Source organism: Geodermatophilus sp. SYSU D01119, assembly GCF_054049975.1.
Genome location: NZ_JBJGYL010000022.1, coordinates 19,263 through 38,236, shown reverse-complemented (window position 1 = coordinate 38,236; position 18,974 = coordinate 19,263). Strand labels below are relative to the sequence as shown.

Here is an 18,974-nt window from a genome sequence, read left to right as displayed (position 1 = left end):
CTCGAGGGCGGGCGACCGCGCCAGCCGTCCGACGCGGCTGTGGCGCCGCCGGCGTCCTGGCTCAGCGTGGGACGTCCTGGCTCACCGTCGGCGGTGAGCCAGGACGCGACACGATCAGCCCACCTGATCATCCGCGACTCGGGCCCACCCGTCCCCGGGTGGCAGGCTCGGCCCCGTGGCGGACAGGTCGCTGCGCGCACCCGCGTGGCTCGAGGAGCTGGTGCGCACCTCGCCGCCGCCGGTGCCGTGGCGCGACGTCGCCCGCTTCGCCGTCGCGGTGCCCGCGCCGCTGGCCGTGGCGCTCGTCGTCGGCGGGCCGCACGCGCTCGGCGCCGGCGTCTTCGGCACCACCGGCGCGCTCGCCGCCACCCTCGCCCCGCAGGGCGGGCCGCTGCGCGACCGGCTGCGCCGCACCGCGGCCGCGGTCGGCTTCGGCGCCGTCGGCCTGGTGGCCGGGCAGTTCGCCAGCGGCGGCGGGGTGCTGCCCGTCCTGGTGGTCGCCCTGCTCGCGCTCGCCGCGGCGCTGATCAGCGCGGTCAACTCCGCGATGTCGCTGGGCGCGCTGCAGCTGCTCGTCTACACCGCGCTGGCCTCCGGCCTGGTCACCTCGCTGCCGGCCTGGGCGGAGGTGGCGTTCTTCGCCGCGGGCGCGGCGTGGGCGACGCTCGCGACGCTCGTGCAGGCCGCCACCGAGCCCGCCGACCCCGACCGCACCGCGGTGGCCGCCGTCCTCACCTGGATCGCGGGGCTGCTCACCGCCGTCGGCACCGAGGGCACCGACGACGCCCGGCGGGAGCTCACCACCGCGCTCAACGCCGCCTACGACCGCGTGATCCGCACCCGCAGCCTCGCCGCCGGGCGCAACCGGGAGCTCTCGGAACTGGCCGGCGTCCTCAACGCCACCGCGCCGCTGGTGGAGGCCGCCGTCGCCTCCGCCCGGGCGGGCGTGCACGCCGACCCGCACGACGTCACCGCGGTGCACGCGCTGGCCGCGGCCGTCACCGGCACCCGCGAGCTGCCGGCCGAACGGCCGCCGGCGCTGGAGGACGGCGCGCCGCAGCAGCGGGCCGTCCGGCACGGGGTGCGGCTGGCGTGGGCGGTGGTCGGCGACCCCGAGGAGCGGGCCGGCGCCGCCGTGCCGCAGGACCGCCCGCCGTGGCGCGAGCGGCTGCGCGACGTCGCCGACCGCACCCTCGGCAGCCCCGATACCCGCGACTTCGCGCTGCGCCTCGTGCTGTGCATGACGATCGCCGAGGTCGCCCGCCAGCTGCTGCCGATCGAGCGGCCCTACTGGGTGCTGCTCACGGTGGCGATCGTGCTCAAGCCCGACTTCGGGTCGGTGTTCACCCGCGCGGTGCAGCGCGGCGCGGGCACGCTGCTCGGCGTCCTCATCGGCTCGCTGCTGCTGTCGGTGCTGCCCGGCGACGCCTGGGTGGTCGCCGCGATGGCCGTCGGCGCGGGGTTGCTGCCGTGGGCGCGGGGCGCCAACTTCGGCCTGTTCTCGGTGTTCCAGACGCCGGTGATCATCCTGCTGCTCGACCTCGCCGTGCCGGGCGGGCCCGGGCTGGTCGGCGCGCGCCTGGTGGACACCCTCATCGGCTGCGCGATCGTGCTGGTCGCGGGCTACCTGCTGTGGCCGCAGACCTGGCGGGCGCCGCTGGACGAGGCGATGCGCGCGGCCGCCCTCGCCCTCGACGAGTTCGTCGGCGCGGCGTTCGGCGGGGACGCCGTGGTCCGGCGGCGGGCGCGCCGGCGCGCCTACCGGGCGCTCACCGAGCTGCACACCCAGCTGCAACGCCGGCTGGCCGAGCCGCCACCGATCAGCACCCGCGCGGGCGCCTGGTGGCCGGTGATCGTGCAGCTGGAGCGGACGGCCGACGCCGTCACCGAGGCCGTCATCGCCGTCCGGCACGGCGGGCAGGCACCGGACCCGGCGCAGGTGGCGGTGCTGCGGCGGGCGCTGCGCGAGCTGGAGGACGACGTCCGCGCGCACCGCCCGCCCGACGACGCCGAGATCCACGCGGAGGGCGTGCTGGCCCCCGTCGCCCGGGAGGTCGACGCCGCCCGCCGGCTGGTGCGCGACGCCGCCCCCGGCCGCCGCCCCGAGACGGCCGCCCCCGGCGACTGAGGGGCCCTTGTAGCGACAACGGCTCCCCGGTCGCCGGTCGCGGGCGGCTGCGCTGTCATGGACGGATGCCGCGCCGCCGCCGGACCCGGGTCCCGGCCCCCCGCATCCCGATCGTCCCGGGCACCGGCGGCCCCCCGCCGCCGGGCTCCCGCACCGTCCGCACCGACGACGGCGTCGAGCTGCACGTGGAGTTCGACGGCCCCGAGGACGCGCCGGTCACCGTCGTGTTCTGCCACGGCTTCACCGCCCGGCTCGGCGAGTGGCAGCTGCAGCGGGAGGCCGTCCGCGACCGCGCCCGGCTGGTGCTGTGGGACCACCGCGGCCACGGTCGGTCGAGCTGGGCCGACCCGACGACGGCGACCATCGACCGCACCGCCCGCGACCTCGGCCAGGTCCTCGACGCCGTCGTCCCCGCGGGCCGGCCGGTGGTGCTGGCCGGGCACTCGATGGGCGGCATGACCGTCATGGCCTACGCCCGGCAGCGGCCGCAGGAGATCGGCGGCCGCGTCGTCGGCGCGTTCCTGCTGGCCACCTCCGCGGGCGGGCTCGTCGCGGAGGGCCTGCTCGGCGCGGCCGTGACGCTCCTGCGCCGGCTGCACCTGCTCCCCCTCTACCTGTGGTGGCTGCGGCTGCTGGCCCCGTTCCTCGAGCGCCACCGCCGCCGCGGCACCCGGCTCGGCCGCCGGGCCATGCGCAAGTACCTCTTCGGCCGCGACGACGCGACGCGGGAGGCCGTGCGGGTGGTGCAGGACATGCTCGAGGAGACGCCGCTGACGGTGACCATGGCCTTCTACGGCACCTTCCTCGACCACGACGAGACCGCGGCGCTGCCGGTGCTCGGGCGGGTGCCCACGACCGTCGTGGCCGCCGAGTACGACCGGCTCACCCCGGCCGCGCACGGCCGCCGGCTGGCCGAGCTGCTCGGGCCCGGCTGCGAGCTCGTCGTCGTCCCGGGGGCCGGGCACAGCGTCAACCTGACCCGCACGTCCGTGGTCGACGAGGCGCTGGTCGCCCTGCTCGACCGGGTGGCCGCCGGGGACGCCCGCCGGGCGGGCTGACCGCGCGCCGTCCTACTGTGGCCGCCACCACAGCACGGGGGTTACGCCGTCCGGCCCCGGGACACAGGACCGGACGGAACCGTCCCGACCAGCGAAGGAGCGACCGTGGACCGCCTGAGCGCCACCGACGCCGGCTTCTACTACGCGGAGACCGAGAACGCGCCGCTGCACGTGGGGTCCGTGGCCGTCTTCGAGGGCCCGGCGCCCTCCTACGGCGACCTGGTGCGGCTGCTGCTGAGCAAGATGCCGCAGGTGCCCCGCTACCGGCAGCGGGTGCGCGAGGTGCCGCTGAACCTGGGCCGGCCGCTGTGGGTCGACGACCCGCACTTCCAAATCCTCTACCACGTGCGGCACACCGCGGTGCCCAAGCCCGGCGGCCCCGAGCAGCTGCGCAACCTGGCCGGCCGCGTGCTCGGCCAGCGCCTGGACCTGGCCAAGCCGCTGTGGGAGGTGTGGCTGGTCGAGGGCCTGGAGGACGACCAGTGGGCGATCATCTCCAAGGTCCACCACTGCATGGTCGACGGCATCGCCGGCACCGACCTGATGCAGGTGATGTTCGACCTCGACCCGAACGCCGAGCACCCCGCGCCGCGCGACTGGTCGCCGCAGCGCAGCCCCTCGGGCCTGGCCATGGCCGCGGGTGCGGTGGCCGAGACGGTGACCGCGCCGCTGCGCCAGCTCACCTCGCTGCCCGGGCCGGAGGCCGTGTCGCACGGCGCGAAGAGCCTCGTCGGCAGCGCCCGGGCCGCGGCCGCGAGCCTGCCCACGCTCGCCCGCCAGGCGCTCACCCCGCTCGCCCGCACGCTCACCGGCCCGATCGGCCCACACCGGCGCTGGGCCTGGTCGGACGCGGAGCTCGGGGAGATCAAGGCGGCCCGCGCCGGGCTGGGCGGCACCGTGAACGACGTCGTCCTCACCGCCATCACGCGCGGCTTCCGCGACCTGCTGCAGGGCCGCGGCGCGCTGGGCGGCGACACCGTCGTGCGCACCATGGTGCCGATCTCGGTGCGCCGGGCCGACGAGCGCGGCTCGCTGAACAACCAGGTGACGGCGGTCTTCGTCGACCTGCCCGTGGGCGAGCCCGACCCGGTGGCCCGGCTCGCGGCCATCCGGCGCCAGATGGACGAGTACAAGAAGACGATGCAGGCCGTCGACGCCCGCTCGATCATCGCGATGGGCGACTACATGGCCCCGACGCTGCTCGCGCTCGGCGTGCGGGCGGCGGCCCAGGCCGGGCAGCTGTGGTGCCAGGCGGTGACCACCAACGTCCCCGGTCCGCGCGTGCCGCTGTACGTGCTCGGCAAGCGGATGGTGTCGGCACACCCCTACGTGCCCATCGGCGGCGGCACCCGGATCTCGATCGGCATCTTCAGCTACCTGGACTCGATGACCTTCGGGATCAACGCCGACTTCGACGCCTTCCCCGACGTCGACGTGCTGTCGGAGGGCATCCGCCGGGGCATCGACGAGCTGGTCGGCCTGGCCTCCGCGCAGCCCGCGGCGGCCGGCCGGTGACCCGGTTCACCTCCGGAGGGGTCGGGTAGCGGAACCGTCGTGACCGCTCCCCAGAACGACCTCACCGTCGCCGTCACCGGCCCCACGGGGACCTTCGGCGAGGGCCTCGTGCCCCTGCTGCAGGCCGACGACCGGGTGCGCCGGGTCGTGGGCATCGCCCGCCGTCCCTTCGACCCGGCCGCCCGCGGCTGGACGAAGATGGAGTACCGGCAGGGTGACGTCCGCGACGCCGAGGCGCTGCGGGAGGCGTTCGCCGGCGCCGACGTCGTCGTCCACCTGGCGTTCCTCATCACCGGCAACGCCTCCCGGCAGACCACCCGGGCGATCAACGTCGACGGCACGCTCAACGCCTTCCGGGCCGCCGCGGCCGCCGGCGCCCGCCGGTTCGTCTACGCCTCATCGGTGGCCGCCTACGGGTTCCACCCCGACAACCCGGTCGGCATGACCGAGGAGTGGCCCGTCCGGCCGGCGTCGCGGCTGTTCTACGCCCAGGAGAAGGCCGAGCTCGAGCACCTGCTCCAGGAGGAGTCGGCGAGGCACCCGGAGGTCGGGCTGTACCTGCTGCGCCCGCCGGTGGTGCTCGGCCCGCACACGGTCGGCGCCAAGGACGTGCTCCCGGGCCCGCTGGCCCCGCTGGGCCGCCGGCTGGCCGAGCAGTCCACCCGCCGGCTGCCCGTCCCGGTGCCGGTGGCGGTGCCCGCGCTGCCGCTGCAGTTCATCCACGAGGACGACGTCGGCTCCGCGCTGCTGCAGTGCGTGGTCGCCGCCGGCCCGCCCGGGGCCTACAACATCGCCGGCGACGGCGTGCTGACCGCCGCCGACGTCGCCCGGGAGTACGGAGCCCTCCCGCTGCCGCTCCCCGCGGCGCCGGCCCAGCTCGCCGCCCGGGCCGTGGCGCGGCTGCCGTTCCTGCCGCCGGTGGCCGAGTGGGTGGAGGCGGCGAGCCACCCGGCGATCATGGACACCACCAAGGCGCGCGAGCAGCTCGGCTGGCGGCCGAACTACTCCGGCCTGGAGGCGCTGCGGGCCACCCTGCGTTCCGGGTGACGGGCCCGGGGTGAGGGGCCTTCTCCCCGCGGCGCCGGACCGGCAGGCTCGGCGTCCCCCGGGCGTCCCCGGAGCTGCCGCCGGCCGTCGACACGAAGCGTGCAGCAACGAGCGATCCCGGGTGATCCCCGGAGAGAGGTGCGCATGACCCCGCCGCTGGACACCGACGTCCCGCTGATCGTGCTGACCGACGCGGGCAGCGAGGTGGAGCGCCGGCTGGTGGCCGACGCGCTGCCCGCCGACCCCGACCGCGCCACGGTGCTGCCGCTGCGCGGCGAGGCCCTGGCCGGCCCGCTCGCCGACGCCTCTCCCGACACCGTGGTGACGGCGGTGCGCGTCGCCTGGGCCTCCCGGCGTCCCTCGGCGGCCTCCCGCCGGCGCAGCGCCCGCAGCCGGCTGCACGACGCCCGCCCCTCCCTGCTGCGCCGCCCGCCCACGGCGCTGCAGGCCGCCGCGCTGCGCCGCGACCCCGACCGGGCGCGCGTCGTCGTCGCCGAGCCCGCGACCGTCGCCGAGCTGCGGGAGCGGTGGGACGGCACCGGCGACCTCGCCGCGTTCGTCGCCCACCAGGCCGCCCTGGCCCTCGACCGCGCCGAGCGGCTCGTGGTCGGCGACCGGGCCAAGGTGCCCCGGCACGTGGCCGAGGCCATCCAGTACAGCCCGGAGTTCCGGGCCGAGGTGGCGGCGCTCGCCGACCGGCTCGAGCGCCCCGAGGAGGAGGTCCTCGCCGAGGCGGTCGAGGACCTGCGCGGGCTGGTCGCCGCGATGGACCCCGTCGCCGTCGAGCTGTTCACCGGGCTGCTGCGGCCGGTGCACGCCCGCGCGTGGGACGTGCAGGCCGACACCGCCCGCCTCGACGACCTGCGCGAGCTCAACCGCCGGCACCCTCTGGTGTTCCTGCCCAGCCACCGCTCCTACGTCGACCCGCTCGTGCTCGCTGACGTCCTCGCCGCCCACGACTTCCCGCGCAACCACGTCCTCGGCGGGGACAACCTGCGCTTCTGGCCGGTCGGCCCGATCGCCAAGCGCGCCGGGCTGGTGTTCATCCGCCGCAGCTTCGGCGACGACCAGGTCTACAAGCTCGCCGTCCGGGAGTACTTCGCGTTCCTGCTGGCCAAGCGGTTCAACCTCGAGTGGTACATGGAGGGCGGCCGGTCGCGCACCGGCAAGCTGCGCCCGCCGCGCCACGGGCTGCTGCGCTTCGTCGCCGACGCCGTCGAGCGCGGCCGGGTGGAGGACGCCTACGTCGTCCCCGTCTCGATCACCTACGACCAGCTGCGCGAGGTCACCGGCATGGCCGCCGAGCAGGGCGGCGCGGCCAAGCGCGGCGAGGGCCTGTCGTGGATGGCCTCCTACATCCGCGAGCAGGTGAGCACCCCGCTGGGCACGGTGCACGTCGGCTTCGCCGAGCCGATCTCGCTGGCCGCGGCGCTGCGCGGCGGCGCCGACCCGGCCGACCCCGACGCCCGCCGGCTCACCCTGCAGAAGGTCGCCTTCCAGGTCGCCGTCGGCATCAACTCCGTCACCCCGGCGACGGCGACGGCGCTGGTGACCCTGGCGCTGCTCGGCGTCCGCGACCGGGCGCTGACCCTCGCGCAGGTGCAGCGGGTGCTCGAGCCGCTGCTGGCCTACCTCACCGAGACCGGCCGGCCGCACTCCGGCGCCGCGCTGCACACCCCGCGCGGCGTGCGGCACGTGCTCGGCGCCCTCGCCCAGCAGGGCGTCGTCACCGTGTACGAGGGCGGCGAGGAGCCGGTCTACGCCATCGAGCGGGGCCAGCACCTGGTCGCGGCCTTCTACCGCAACAGCGCCATCCACCACGTCGTCGACCGGGCGATCGCCGAGCTGGTCATGCTCCGCGACCCGGTCGACCGCTGGGAGGAGGCGGGCCGGCTGCGCAAGCTGCTGGAGTTCGAGTTCTTCTTCCCCGAGCGCGAGGCCTACCGGGAGCGGCTGACCGCCGAGCTCGAGCGGCTCGACCCGCACTGGGAGACCGCCGACGGGCGCGAGGTGCTCTGCCGGGCGCCGCTGCTGCTGGCCCACCGGGTGCTGCGCTCGTTCGTCGACGCGCAGCTCGTCGTCGCCGAGCGGCTGGCCGCCCGCGACCCGCGCACGCCCGTGGTGCAGGCCGACTTCCTCGCCGAGTGCAGCGGCGTGGGTCAGCAGATGCTGCTGCAGGGCCGGCTGCACGGGCCGGAGTCGCTCTCCCGCGAGCTGTTCGCCAGCGCGCTGCAGCTGGCCGCCAACCTCGACCTCGTCGACCCCGGCCGGGAGGAGCTGGCCCGCCGCCGCCAGGAGTGGGCCGCTCAAGTGCGGGACGTCGTGAGCCGAGTAGGAGTGATCGACGAGTTGGACGCCGCGGCGCGGCGGGAGAACGTGGGGGTGGAGCCGTGACGGACGGCGAGCAGACGCCGGCCGGCGGGCTGGGCGCGCAGGCCGCGGCCATGGCCCGGACGAACGTCTGGACCGAGGAACAGCTGGTCGCGGACGTGGAGGCCGCACCGCCGGGGCCTCGGGTCGGCGCGTTCTTCGACTTCGACGGCACCGTCATCGACGGCTACTCGCTCGCCGCGTTCGCCCGCCACCACCTGAGCTCGCTGGAGGTGACGCCGAACTCCCTGGGCGAGCTGCTGCTCAACGGCCTGCGCGGGGTCACCACGGAGGAGGACTTCGAGCGGTTCACCGTGGCCGGCATGCGGGCCTGGGCCGGGCGCAGCGAGGACGAGCTCGTCGAGCTCGGCGAGCGGCTGTTCGTGCAGGGCATCGCCGGGTCGCTGTACCCGGAGGCGTGGCGCCTGGTCACCGCGCACCTCAACGCCGGGCACACCGTCGTCCTGGCCTCCTCGGCCACCCGCTTCCAGGTCGAGCCGGCCGCCCGCGCGCTCGGCGTCGAGCACGTGCTCGTCTCCCCCGTGGAGATCGTCGACGGCGTGTGCACCGGCCGGCCCGGCGGTCCGCTGCTGTGGCGCAAGGGCAAGGCCGCCGCCGTGCGCGCCTTCGCCGAGGAGCACGGCATCGACCTGCTGCAGAGCTACGCCTACTCCAACGGCGACGAGGACGTGCCCTTCCTGCGCACCGTCGGGCGGGCCCGCGCGCTCAACCCCGGCCGCGGGCTCACCGCCGCCGCGCGGCACTACTCGTGGCCGGTGGCCCGCTTCCGCCGCCGCGGCAGCACCTCGCCGGTCGACCTCGCCCGCACCGTCGCCGGCATCGGCGGCATGCTCGGCGGCTTCGCCACCGGCGTCGCCGTCGGCGCGCTCGGCGGCTCGCGGCGCGAGGCCGTCGACCTCGGCATCACGCTGGCCGGCGAGCTCGGCAGCGCGATCGCCGGCGTCCGGCTCGACGTGCAGGGCGCCGAGCACCTGGCCACCCGCCCGGCGGTGTTCCTGTTCAACCACCAGAGCCAGCTCGACGTGCTGGTGCTCGCCAAGATGCTGCGCGGGGGCTTCACCGCCGTCGCGAAGAAGGAGCTGGCCAACACCCCCGGCTTCGGCCTGGCCTTCCGCCTCGCCGACGTCGCGTTCGTCGACCGCGCCGACTCCGGGCAGGCCCGCAAGGCGCTCGAGCCCGCGGTGCAGCGGCTGCGCGACGGCATCTCGCTGGTCATCGCCCCCGAGGGCACCCGGTCGGTCACCCCGACACTCGGCCCGTTCAAGAAAGGCGCGTTCCACGTCGCCATGCAGGCCGGCGTGCCGATCGTGCCGATCGTGCTGCGCAACACCGGCGAGCTGATGTGGCGCGGGGCCACCACGGTCTCCCCCGGCGTCGTGCAGGTGCGCGTGCTGCCGCCCATCCCCACCGAGGGCTGGACGGCGGAGGAGATCGGCGACCGGGTGGCCGAGGTGCACGACCTCTACGTGCGCACGCTGGCCGACTGGGGCGGCCGCGCCGAGCGCCCGGTGGTCAGCGAGGAGCCCACGGCCGGGCAGCCGGCCGCGGTGCCCGCCACCCCGCTGGACTGGGGCAGCGCGCCGGAGATGAACCCGTTGGAGACGGCGATGTGGCGCGCGGAGGTGGCGGACCCGCGGCTGCGCGCCAACGTCGCCCTCCTGGAGCTGCTGGACCCGGCGCCGGACTGGGAGCGGCTGCGCGCGGCGCACGAGTGGGCCTCGCGGATGGTGCCGCGGATGCGCCAGCGCGTCGTCGAGCCGGCGCTGGGCATCGGCACGCCGCGCTGGGTGACCGTCGACGAGCTCGACCTCGACGCGCACGTGCACCGGGTGCGGCTGGAGGAGCCGGGCTCGATGCGGCAGCTGCTCGACGTCGTCGGGGAGTTCGTCTCCGCGCCGCTGGACCGCGACCGCCCGCTGTGGCAGGTGCTGTACGTCGAGGGGCTGGCCGACGGGCGGGCCGGCTACGTCGTCAAGACCCACCACAGCACCACCGACGGCCTCGGCGCCGTGCAGCTCATGGGCAAGCTGCAAAGCCGTACCGCCGAGCACGACCCGGTGCGGCCCGAGCCGCCGGTGCCGCTGCCCGGCGACGACGTCTCCCGCACCGGCCTGCTCACCGAGCAGCTGGTCGGCACCGCCCGCTCGGCGCCGCTCGCGGTGCTGCGGCGCGGCGTCGAGGCCCTGACCTCCGGCGCCCGGCCGTGGGAGGTCGTGACCTCCGCGCTGGGCTCGGCGCGCTCGGCCTCGCGCACGCTGCAGCCGCCGGGACCCGGGTCGGACCTGCTCGCCCCGCGCGGCGGCGGCTGGCACCTGGAGGTGCTCGAGGTGCCGCTGGCCGACCTCAAGGCCGGCGCGAAGGCGGCCGGTGGCTCGCTCAACGACGGCTTCCTCGCCGCGATGGTCGGCGGGTTCCGCCGCTACCACCAGCGCCACGGCGCGCCGCTGGGCACGCTGACGGTCGGCATCCCGATCAGCCTGCGCTCACAGGACGCGCCCGAGGGCGGCAACCGGTTCACCGGCGCCCGCTTCCCCGCCCCGCTGGAGGAGGCCGACCCGGCCGCCCGGATCCGGGCGATCCGGGAGTTCGTCCTCTCCGTGCGCGGCGACAGCGGCTCCGGCGTGCTCAACGACCTGCTCGCGCCCACGCTCAGCTGGCTGCCCGCGCCGGTGATCGGCGCGGTGTCGGGGCGGCTGACCAGCGCCAACGACGTCCAGATCTCCAACGTCCCCGGCGTCGCGCACCCGGTCTACATCGCCGGGTCGCGGATCACCCGCATGTTCCCGTTCGGCCCGCTGCCCGGCTGCGCCGCGATGATCACGCTGCTGTCGCACGAGACCCAGTGCTGCATCGGCATGAACCTCGACGCGGCCGCCGTGACCGACCCGGCGGGGCTGGTCGCCGACCTGCAGGCGGGCCTCGACGAGGTGGTGGCGCTGGGCCGGGGCTGACGCCGCGCCGGGGACGCGTCGGCGAGGTGTGAGACGCCGCCGGGGCGGTACTGGACCGGTGTGTCACCGGTCACAGCCCAGGAGCGGCCATGAGCTTCAACCTCGCCACGATCCTCCGCGAGTCGGCCCTCGCTTCGCCGGACAAACCGATGCTGCTCATCGGCCCGACGACGCTCACCTACCGCCAGGTCGACGTCCTGTCCGGTCAGGTGGCCGCCGGGCTGCGCGCGGCCGGGCTGCGGCGAGGCGACTCCGTCGCGCTCCAGCTGCCCAACGTGCCGCAGTTCGTCCTCGCCTACTTCGGCGCGCTCAAGGCCGGGATGACCCTCGTCCCGCTCAACCCGCTGCTCAAGGCGCCCGAGGTGGCCTACCACCTCTCCGACAGCGGGGCGAAGGCGCTGGTCACCTTCGACGCCTTCGCCGACGAGGCGGTCAAGGGCGCGGCCGAGGCGGGCGGGGTCCCGGTGTGGGTGGTGTCGGCCGGGCAGGGCGCGGCTCCCCCGGACACGACGCCGTTCGACGCGCTGGTGGCCGGCGGCGCGGGTGCGGACCCGGCCGAGGTGGAGCAGATGTCCCCCGAGGACACCGCCGTCGTCATCTACACCAGCGGCACCACCGGCCGGCCCAAGGGCGCCGAGCTCACCCACTTCCAGGCCTACATGGCCGCGTCGGTGGCCGCGGAGACCTTCGCCTACCGCGAGGACGACGTCAGCATGGCCGTCCTGCCGCTGTTCCACGTCTTCGGCCTGTCCAGCGTGATGAACTGCGCCGTCCGCTCGGCCGCGACGCTGGTGCTGGTGCCGCGCTTCGACGTCGGGGCGGTCCTCGACGCGATGGAGCAGCACCGGGTGACGGTGTTCTGCGGCGTGCCCACGATGTTCGTGGCCCTGGTGCACGCCGACCTCACCGGCCGCGACGTCTCCGCGCTGCGCATCTGCGTCTCCGGCGGCGCGTCCATCCCCGGCGAGGTCATCAAGGGGTTCGAGGCGGCCTACCCCGCGACGATCCTCGAGGGCTACGGCCTGTCGGAGACCTGCGCGATCGCCACCTTCAACCGCAGCGCCGAGGAGCGCCGCGTGATGTCGATCGGCAAGCGGCTGTGGGGCTGCGAGGTGCGCGTCGTCGACGGCCAGGACGCCGAGCTGCCGCGGGGGCCGGAGCACGTCGGCGAGATCGTGCTGCGCGGCCACAACGTCATGAAGGGCTACCTCGGCCGGCCCGAGGCCACCGCGGAGGCCATGCGGGGCGGCTGGTTCCACACCGGCGACCTCGGCTACCAGGACGACGACGGCTTCTTCTACATCGTCGACCGCAAGAAGGACCTGGTCATCCGCGGCGGCTTCAACGTCTACCCGCGCGAGATCGAGGAGGTCCTGCACGAGCACCCCGCGATCCGCGAGGCCGCCGTCATCGGGCGCCCCGACGAGCGGCTCGGCGAGGAGGTCGTCGCCTTCGTCAGCCTGCGGCCCGGCGCCGCGGCGGAGCCCGCCGACGTCGTCGCGTTCTGCAAGGAGCGGCTGGCCGCCTACAAGTACCCGCGCGAGGTGACCGTCATCGACGAGCTGCCCAAGGGCCCGAGCGGGAAGGTGCTCAAGACCGAGCTGCGGAGCCGCTGACGGCGACCTCCCCGAGCCAGGACAGGACGAGGCCGGCCAGGCGGTCGGGCACCTGCAGCTGCGGCACGTGCCCGACCCCGGCCAGCTCCTCGTAGCGCCAGCCCGGGTTGTCCCGCGCCGCCTGGCGCGCGGCCTCCACCGACACCAGCCGGTCGCGGTCGCCGTGCACCAGGAGGACCGGCGCGGTCACCCGGGCCATCGCGCCCCGGTAGCGGCGCGGGTCGAGCAGGATCCACAGCAGCGAGCGCGCCGCGGTGAGGAACGCCCGGTCCATCCCGGCGACGTCCTCGCGCTGCTCGAGCAGGGTGACCGCGCGGTCGACCACCGGCGCGGGCAGCTCGTCGGGGTCGACGCCGACCAGCTGCAGCATCGCGCGCACCCGGGTGAGCGGCGTCGACCGGACCCGCCTCAGGTGCAGGAACCGCTCCCCCACCCCGGGGACGGCGTAGAGCGCGAAGGTGGCCGCCACGAGCGGGTCCAGCCGGCGGCGGCCGCCGGGCAGCGCGGGGTCGAGCAGCACCAGCGCGCGGACGGCGTCCGGCGAGGCCGCCGCGGTGAACAGCGAGACCATCCCGCCCATCGAGTTGCCGACCACCACCGCCGGCTCCCCCACCACCTCGCGCAGGAAGCGCTGCAGCACGCCGACGTTGGCCTGCACCGTCGTCCGCCGCTCGCCGGGCTCGCTGCGGCCGAAGCCGGGCAGGTCCAGCGCCCACACCCGGGCCGACGGCGTCAGGAGCGGCGCGAGCAGGTCCCAGTTGCCGTGCGAGCCGCCGAGGCCGTGCACCAGGACGACGGCGGGGCCGCCGTCGAGCCCGCCGTGGTCGACGACGTGCACCGGCCCCCCGAGGTCGATCGTCCGGCTGGTCCCCGGTGCCTGCTCCACGTGCCGGTCCTCCCTGCTCGGTGGCGCGTCCGCGCCCGCTCGCCCCGACGGTTGCACGACCGGGGGGAGCGCGCAGCGGGACCCCTGTGGTGGGTGTGGCGGAGGACACACTCCGGTCACGGTGACGGCTCCCGGAGGGGCAGTCAGGTGTGACCGGCTGCCGAGAGTGGTACCGGAGCGGACGCGTGGCACCGCGGCCACGGGCGAGGAGGACGACGTGTCGGGACACCAGTACGAGCAGCCGGCACTGCCGCTGTACCTCACCGAGGTCGGCCGCGCGTGCGGCGACTACGGGCTCTACCTGGCCGCGCGGCCGCTGCTGTCCCGGCTCCCCGCGGGCGACGGGCACCCCGTGCTCGTGCTGCCCGGCCTGATGGCCGACGACATGTCCACGGTGACCCTGCGCCGCACGCTGCGCCGCCTCGGGTACCGCGTGCACGGCTGGCGGCTCGGCCGCAACATCGGCCCGACCGCCGAGTGCGTCGAGGGCATGGCGCAGCGGATCTCCGACCTCAGCGACCGGTACGGCCGCCCGATCAGCCTCATCGGCCAGAGCCTGGGCGGCATCTTCGCCCGCGACCTGGCCCGCAAGACGCCCGAGTCGGTGCGCCAGGTGATCACCCTGGGCAGCCCGTTCGCCCTGCAGCGCGACGACCAGACCCGCGCGCACAAGGTGTTCGAGCGGTACTCACACCTGCACGTCGAGCGGCGCGCGCTGCCGCTGGAGACCGAGTCGACGCCGCTGCCGGTGCCCTCGACGTCGATCTACTCGCACCACGACGGCATCGTGCCGTGGCAGGCGTGCCTCGACCGCCTCTCCCCCACCGCGGAGAACGTCGCCGTGTACGCCAGTCACCTGGGCATGGGGCACCACCCGGCGGTCATCTACGCGGTGGCCGACCGGCTGGCCCAGCGTGAGGGGACCTGGCGCCCGTTCCGCTCGCCGCTGGCGCTGCGCCCGTGCTTCCCGCGCGCCGACGTCCCGCTGCCCTCCTCCGCGGCCGCCGCCGCGGCCTGACGCGGGCTCGACGCCGCCACACCCCCGCATCGCGGGCGTTCCTCGTGCACTGCTGCCTGTGCAGGACCGGCAGTGCACGAGGAACGCCGTCAACGGGGGTCCTAGGTCGACACGGGGCCACGTCGACGCCGCCCGTTGTCGACCTGCGGCTGTCTCGACGGGCGCGGGAGAACCGCAGGTCGACGACGGGCGCGAACTGGCGCGCCGGGATCGCGGGTGTGGGTGGGCGCGGCAGGGATCGAACCTGCGACCGCTCGCTTGTAAGGCGAGAGCTCTCCCGCTGAGCTACGCGCCCCGCCCGCCCAGGGTAGAGGCCCTGAGCGGGGATCCCGCTCAGGCGGCCAGCGCCGCGACGGCGTCCTTCCAGCCGGACTGCTCGCGGGCGTCACCGGGCTGGTTGACCTCGGCGAAGGCGATCTTCCCCTCGGCGTCGACGAGGAACGTGCCGCGCAGCGCCATCCCGGCCTTGTCGTTGAACACGCCGTAGGCCTGCGCGGTGGCCCCGTGCGGCCAGAAGTCCGACAGCAGCGGGAACTCGAGGCCCTCCTGCGCCTTGAAGGCCTTGAGGCTGAAGACCGGGTCGGTGCTGATGGCCACGACCTGCACGCCGGCGTCGGTGTAGGTGGTCAGCTCGTCGCGCAGCTGGCACAGCTCGCCGGTGCAGATGCCGGAGAAGGCGAACGGGTAGAAGACGACGAGGACCGGCCGGCCGCGCAGGTCCGCGAGGGAGACGACCTGGCGGTCCTGGTCCGGGAGGCTGAACTCGGGCGCGACGTCGCCGACGGAGAGAGTCATGCGGCGATCGTGCCCCACGCGCTCAGCGGCGCGAGCGGGCGGCCTTCGGGGTGACCAGCCGGATGCCCGACCAGTCCTTGGCCGCGGAGATGCTGCTGGTCTGCGACAGGCCCGCGGTGGGCGCCACCTCGGTGACGTCGCCGGGCTCGACGTGGCCGGGGCGCCCGGACTTGGGCACCAGCAGCCAGACGACGCCGTCGTCGGCGAGCGAGGTGAGCGCGTCGGTCAGGGCGTCGAACAGGTCGCCGTCGTCCTCGCGCCACCAGAGGAGGACGACGTCGGCGACCTCGTCGGTGTCCTCGTCGACCATGTCGCTGCCGGCGGCCTCGACGATCGCGTCGCGCAGGTCGTCGTCGGCGTCCTCGTCCCAGCCGAGCTCCTGCACGACCATGCCCGGCTTGATGCCCAGCCGGGCCGCCATGCTGGCGCTGCCCGAGTCGACGCTCATCCCTGCTGTTCCTCCGAAGGTCCGATGGTGACCGGTCGCCGACCGGCGGGCACGCGACGCCGCAGCGCGGGTGCGTGGGGGGTGTGCAGGCCCACGGCGGACACGACCGGCGGGGATGCCACCCGCAGCCTGGTCATGTCACCCCTCTCGGACCCGGACGCGCGTCCCCGACGGCGTCGGTGCACGTGGGCAGGAGCGTAGGGCATGCCTGGTCAGGCGCAAGCCGTCGCGGAGACCCCGTCCGCGGCGCCGACGTGGCCGACTCGGGACCTGTACGTGACGCCGGGGTGCCCGGCGCGAGACGATGGAGCCATGAGCGCACCGCAGCAGGGTGGGGACCCCACCCGCGACGCCGGCCAGCCCCGCGCGGTCATCACCGACGGACTGCCGAGCCAGCTGGTCGACACCGATCCCGACGAGACCCAGGAGTGGGTGGAGTCGCTCGACAGCGTCGTCGAGCACGCAGGCCGCGGGCGCGCCCGCTACCTCATGCTCAAGATGCTGCAGCGCAGCCGTGAGCAGCAGGTCGGCGTCCCGGCCCTCCGCAGCACCGACTACATCAACACCATCCCGCCCGAGCGGGAGCCCTACTTCCCCGGCGACGAGGACACCGAGCGGCGCATCCGCGCCTACATCCGGTGGAACGCCGCGATCATGGTGCACCGCGCGCAGCGGCCGGGCATCGGCGTCGGCGGCCACATCTCCTCCTACGCCTCCTCCGCCAGCCTCTACGAGGTCGGCTTCAACCACTTCTTCCGCGGCAAGGACCACCCCGGCGGCGGCGACCAGATCTGGTTCCAGGGCCACGCCTCCCCCGGCATCTACGCCCGCGCCTACCTCGAGGGCCGGCTCACCGAGCAGCAGCTCGACGGCTTCCGCCAGGAGGTCAGCCACCCGGGCGGCGGGCTGTCGAGCTACCCGCACCCGCGGCTGATGCCGGACTTCTGGGAGTTCCCCACCGTCTCCATGGGCCTCGGCCCCATGAACGCGATCTACCAGGCGCGGTTCAACCGCTACCTGCACTCCCGGGGTGTCAAGGACACCTCCGACCAGCACGTGTGGGCCTTCCTCGGCGACGGCGAGATGGACGAGCCGGAGTCGCTGGGCCTCATCGGCCTGGCCGCCCGCGAGGAGCTCGACAACCTCACCTTCGTCGTCAACTGCAACCTGCAGCGCCTCGACGGCCCGGTGCGCGGCAACGGCAAGGTCATCCAGGAACTGGAGTCGTTCTTCCGCGGCGCCGGCTGGAACGTCATCAAGGTGATCTGGGGCCGCGAGTGGGACCCGCTGCTGGCCGCCGACCGCGACGGCGCCCTGGTCAACCTCATGAACCAGACGCCCGACGGCGACTACCAGACCTACAAGGCCGAGGACGGCGCGTTTGTCCGCGAGCACTTCTTCGGCCGTGACCCGCGCACGCGCAAGCTCGTCGAGGGCATGAGCGACAAGGAGGTCTGGGACCTCTCCCGCGGCGGGCACGACTACCGCAAGGTCTACGCGGCGTTCAAGGCGGCCGTGGAGCACAAGGGCCAGCCCACGGTCATCCTCGCCAAGACCATCAAGGGCTGGACGCTGGGCAGCCACTTCGAGGGCCGCAACTCCACCCACCAGATGAAGAAGCTGACCGCCGAGGACCTCGCCGCCTTCCGCGACCGGCTCTACCTGCCCATCCCCGACGAGCAGCTCGACAAGACGCTGCCGCCGTACTACAAGCCGGCGCCGGACTCCGACGAGATGCAGTACATGCTCGAGCGGCGGCGGGCCCTGGGCGGGGCGGTGCCGCGGCGGCGCTCGGAGTTCAAGACGCTCAAGGCGCCCGACGACAAGGCCCTCGACGTCCTGCGCCGCGGTTCCGGCAAGCAGGAGGTGGCGACGACGATGGCGTTCGTCCGCCTGCTCAAGGAGCTGCTCAAGGACAAGGAGCTCGGCCCGCGCTTCGTGCCGATCATCCCGGACGAGGCCCGCACCTTCGGGATGGACAGCCTCTTCCCGTCGCAGAAGATCTACAACCCGGCCGGCCAGCGCTACACCTCGGTCGACCGCGAGCTGATGCTCGCCTACAAGGAGTCCGAGCAGGGCGTGATCCTGCACGAGGGCATCAACGAGGCGGGCTCGACGGCGTCGTTCACCGCGGTCGGCACGTCGTACGCCACGCACGGCGAGCCGATGATCCCGATCTACATCTTCTACTCGATGTTCGGGTTCCAGCGGACCGGCGACTCGTTCTGGGCCGCGGCCGACCAGATGACCCGCGGCTTCGTCCTCGGCGCCACCGCCGGCCGGACGACGCTCAACGGCGAGGGCCTGCAGCACGAGGACGGCCACTCGCTGCTGCTGGCGCAGACCAATCCCGCCGTCGTGTCCTACGACCCGGCCTTCTCCTACGAGGTCGGCCACATCGTCAAGGACGCGCTGGCCCGCATGTACGGCGAGGACCCGGGCGCGCCGCTGGGCGGGCACCGCAGCCCCGACGTCATGTACTACCTGACGGTCTACAACGAGCCGTTCCAGCAGCCGGCGGAGCCCGAGGGCCTGGACGTGCAGGGCCTGCTCGCCGGCATGTACCTCTACGCCCCCGGCTCCGGTGAGGGCCACCGGGCGCAGGTGCTGGCGTCGGGCGTCGCGGTGCCGTGGGCGCTGCGGGCGCAGGAGCTGCTGCGCGAGGACTGGGGCGTGTCGGCCGACGTGTGGTCGGTGACGTCCTGGAACGAGCTGCGGCGGCAGGCCGACGAGGTCAGCGAGCACAACTTCCTGCACCCCGAGGAGGACCCGCAGGTGCCCTACGTGACCCAGCGGCTGCAGGACGCCGCGGGTCCGGTCGTGGCGGTGTCGGACTGGATGCGGGCGGTGCCCGACCTGATCGCCCCGTACGTCCCGGGCGGCATGGCGACGCTCGGCACCGACGGGTTCGGCCTGTCCGACACCCGCCCGGCGCTGCGCCGGCACTTCCACGTCGACGCCGAGTCGATCGTGGTGCGGACGCTGGGGGCGCTGGCCGACCGCGGGCAGGTCGACCGCTCGACGGTCCGCGAGGCCGTGGAGAAGTACCGGATCCGCGACGTCCAGGCCGCTCCGGCCGAGGAGCGGACCGACCCGAGCCCGGCCACCTGACGAAGGACCC

General features: G+C 75.0%; 12 protein-coding genes and 1 tRNA gene. 9 read left to right on the top strand and 4 right to left on the bottom strand.

Translation table 11 applies throughout. The features are described from left to right. Window positions 1-175 precede the first annotated feature (175 nt). The 7 genes from ACI79X_RS16570 to ACI79X_RS16540 all read left to right on the top strand — a co-directional run bounded on the left by ACI79X_RS16570 (window position 176) and on the right by ACI79X_RS16540 (window position 12,706). Complete coding sequence (locus ACI79X_RS16570; protein ID WP_457026513.1) at window positions 176-2,128, top strand: FUSC family protein; 1,953 nt, start codon at window positions 176-178, stop codon at window positions 2,126-2,128. Between the two features lie 65 nt (window positions 2,129-2,193). Beyond that, window positions 2,194-3,186 (top strand): alpha/beta fold hydrolase, encoded by a 993-nt coding sequence (locus ACI79X_RS16565; RefSeq protein WP_457026512.1) that lies wholly within the window; start codon window positions 2,194-2,196, stop codon window positions 3,184-3,186. 105 nt (window positions 3,187-3,291) lie between these two features. Further along, the gene (locus ACI79X_RS16560) at window positions 3,292-4,701 is read left to right on the top strand and encodes a WS/DGAT/MGAT family O-acyltransferase (protein WP_457026511.1); all 1,410 of its coding nucleotides are present in this window, start codon (window positions 3,292-3,294) and stop codon (window positions 4,699-4,701) included. A gap of 39 nt (window positions 4,702-4,740) precedes the next feature. Further along, window positions 4,741-5,748, top strand: coding sequence for an NAD-dependent epimerase/dehydratase family protein (locus tag ACI79X_RS16555; protein WP_457026510.1), 1,008 nt, complete (start codon window positions 4,741-4,743; stop codon window positions 5,746-5,748). Window positions 5,749-5,892: 144 nt separating this feature from the next. Further along, complete coding sequence (locus tag ACI79X_RS16550) at window positions 5,893-8,142, top strand: glycerol-3-phosphate 1-O-acyltransferase (RefSeq protein ID WP_457026509.1); 2,250 nt, start codon at window positions 5,893-5,895, stop codon at window positions 8,140-8,142. Further along, window positions 8,139-11,090 carry an HAD-IB family hydrolase gene (locus ACI79X_RS16545; RefSeq protein ID WP_457026508.1) on the top strand — a complete coding sequence of 984 codons (2,952 nt, stop codon included), beginning with the start codon at window positions 8,139-8,141 and terminating at the stop codon, window positions 11,088-11,090. Before ACI79X_RS16550 ends, ACI79X_RS16545 begins: the two co-directional genes overlap by 4 nt. A gap of 89 nt (window positions 11,091-11,179) precedes the next feature. After that, window positions 11,180-12,706 carry a long-chain-fatty-acid--CoA ligase gene (locus tag ACI79X_RS16540; protein ID WP_457026507.1) on the top strand — a complete coding sequence of 509 codons (1,527 nt, stop codon included), beginning with the start codon at window positions 11,180-11,182 and terminating at the stop codon, window positions 12,704-12,706. Here ACI79X_RS16540 and ACI79X_RS16535 read toward each other — a convergent pair. Then, window positions 12,681-13,592, bottom strand: a complete 912-nt coding sequence (locus tag ACI79X_RS16535) for an alpha/beta fold hydrolase (RefSeq protein ID WP_457026506.1) — start codon at window positions 13,590-13,592, stop codon at window positions 12,681-12,683. The two genes, ACI79X_RS16540 and ACI79X_RS16535, sit on opposite strands and share 26 nt — an antisense overlap. Before the next feature lie 217 nt (window positions 13,593-13,809). On the opposite strand from ACI79X_RS16535, the gene ACI79X_RS16530 reads away from it, so the two are divergent. Continuing rightward, complete coding sequence (locus ACI79X_RS16530) at window positions 13,810-14,610, top strand: esterase/lipase family protein (RefSeq protein WP_457026505.1); 801 nt, start codon at window positions 13,810-13,812, stop codon at window positions 14,608-14,610. Between the two features lie 223 nt (window positions 14,611-14,833). On the opposite strand, the gene ACI79X_RS16525 is transcribed toward ACI79X_RS16530, so the two are convergent. The 3 genes from ACI79X_RS16525 to ACI79X_RS16515 all read right to left on the bottom strand — a co-directional run bounded on the left by ACI79X_RS16525 (window position 14,834) and on the right by ACI79X_RS16515 (window position 15,853). Beyond that, window positions 14,834-14,905: transfer RNA gene (locus ACI79X_RS16525), tRNA-Val, on the bottom strand. A 38-nt stretch (window positions 14,906-14,943) separates the two neighbouring features. After that, on the bottom strand, window positions 14,944-15,405 hold the full coding sequence (locus ACI79X_RS16520; RefSeq protein WP_457026504.1) for a peroxiredoxin: 462 nt from the start codon (window positions 15,403-15,405) through the stop codon (window positions 14,944-14,946). 22 nt (window positions 15,406-15,427) lie between these two features. Next, window positions 15,428-15,853 carry a DUF3052 domain-containing protein gene (locus tag ACI79X_RS16515; protein ID WP_457026503.1) on the bottom strand — a complete coding sequence of 142 codons (426 nt, stop codon included), beginning with the start codon at window positions 15,851-15,853 and terminating at the stop codon, window positions 15,428-15,430. Between the two features lie 312 nt (window positions 15,854-16,165). On the opposite strand from ACI79X_RS16515, the gene aceE reads away from it, so the two are divergent. After that, a complete protein-coding gene (gene aceE / locus ACI79X_RS16510) occupies window positions 16,166-18,964 on the top strand; it encodes a pyruvate dehydrogenase (acetyl-transferring), homodimeric type (protein WP_457026502.1) in 2,799 nt (932 codons plus the stop codon). Window positions 18,965-18,974 lie beyond the last annotated feature (10 nt).

What these genes read in the sequence shown, in the direction of transcription:
- ACI79X_RS16550 (WP_457026509.1), top strand. Translation starts at nt 5,893, where the DNA reads ATGACCCCGCCGCTGGACACCGACGTCCCGCTGATCGTGCTGACCGAC.
- ACI79X_RS16565 (WP_457026512.1), top strand. Translation starts at nt 2,194, where the DNA reads ATGCCGCGCCGCCGCCGGACCCGGGTCCCGGCCCCCCGCATCCCGATC.
- aceE (WP_457026502.1), top strand. Translation starts at nt 16,166, where the DNA reads ATGAGCGCACCGCAGCAGGGTGGGGACCCCACCCGCGACGCCGGCCAG.
- ACI79X_RS16540 (WP_457026507.1), top strand. Translation starts at nt 11,180, where the DNA reads ATGAGCTTCAACCTCGCCACGATCCTCCGCGAGTCGGCCCTCGCTTCG.
- ACI79X_RS16520 (WP_457026504.1), bottom strand. Translation starts at nt 15,405, where the DNA reads ATGACTCTCTCCGTCGGCGACGTCGCGCCCGAGTTCAGCCTCCCGGAC.
- ACI79X_RS16515 (WP_457026503.1), bottom strand. Translation starts at nt 15,853, where the DNA reads ATGAGCGTCGACTCGGGCAGCGCCAGCATGGCGGCCCGGCTGGGCATC.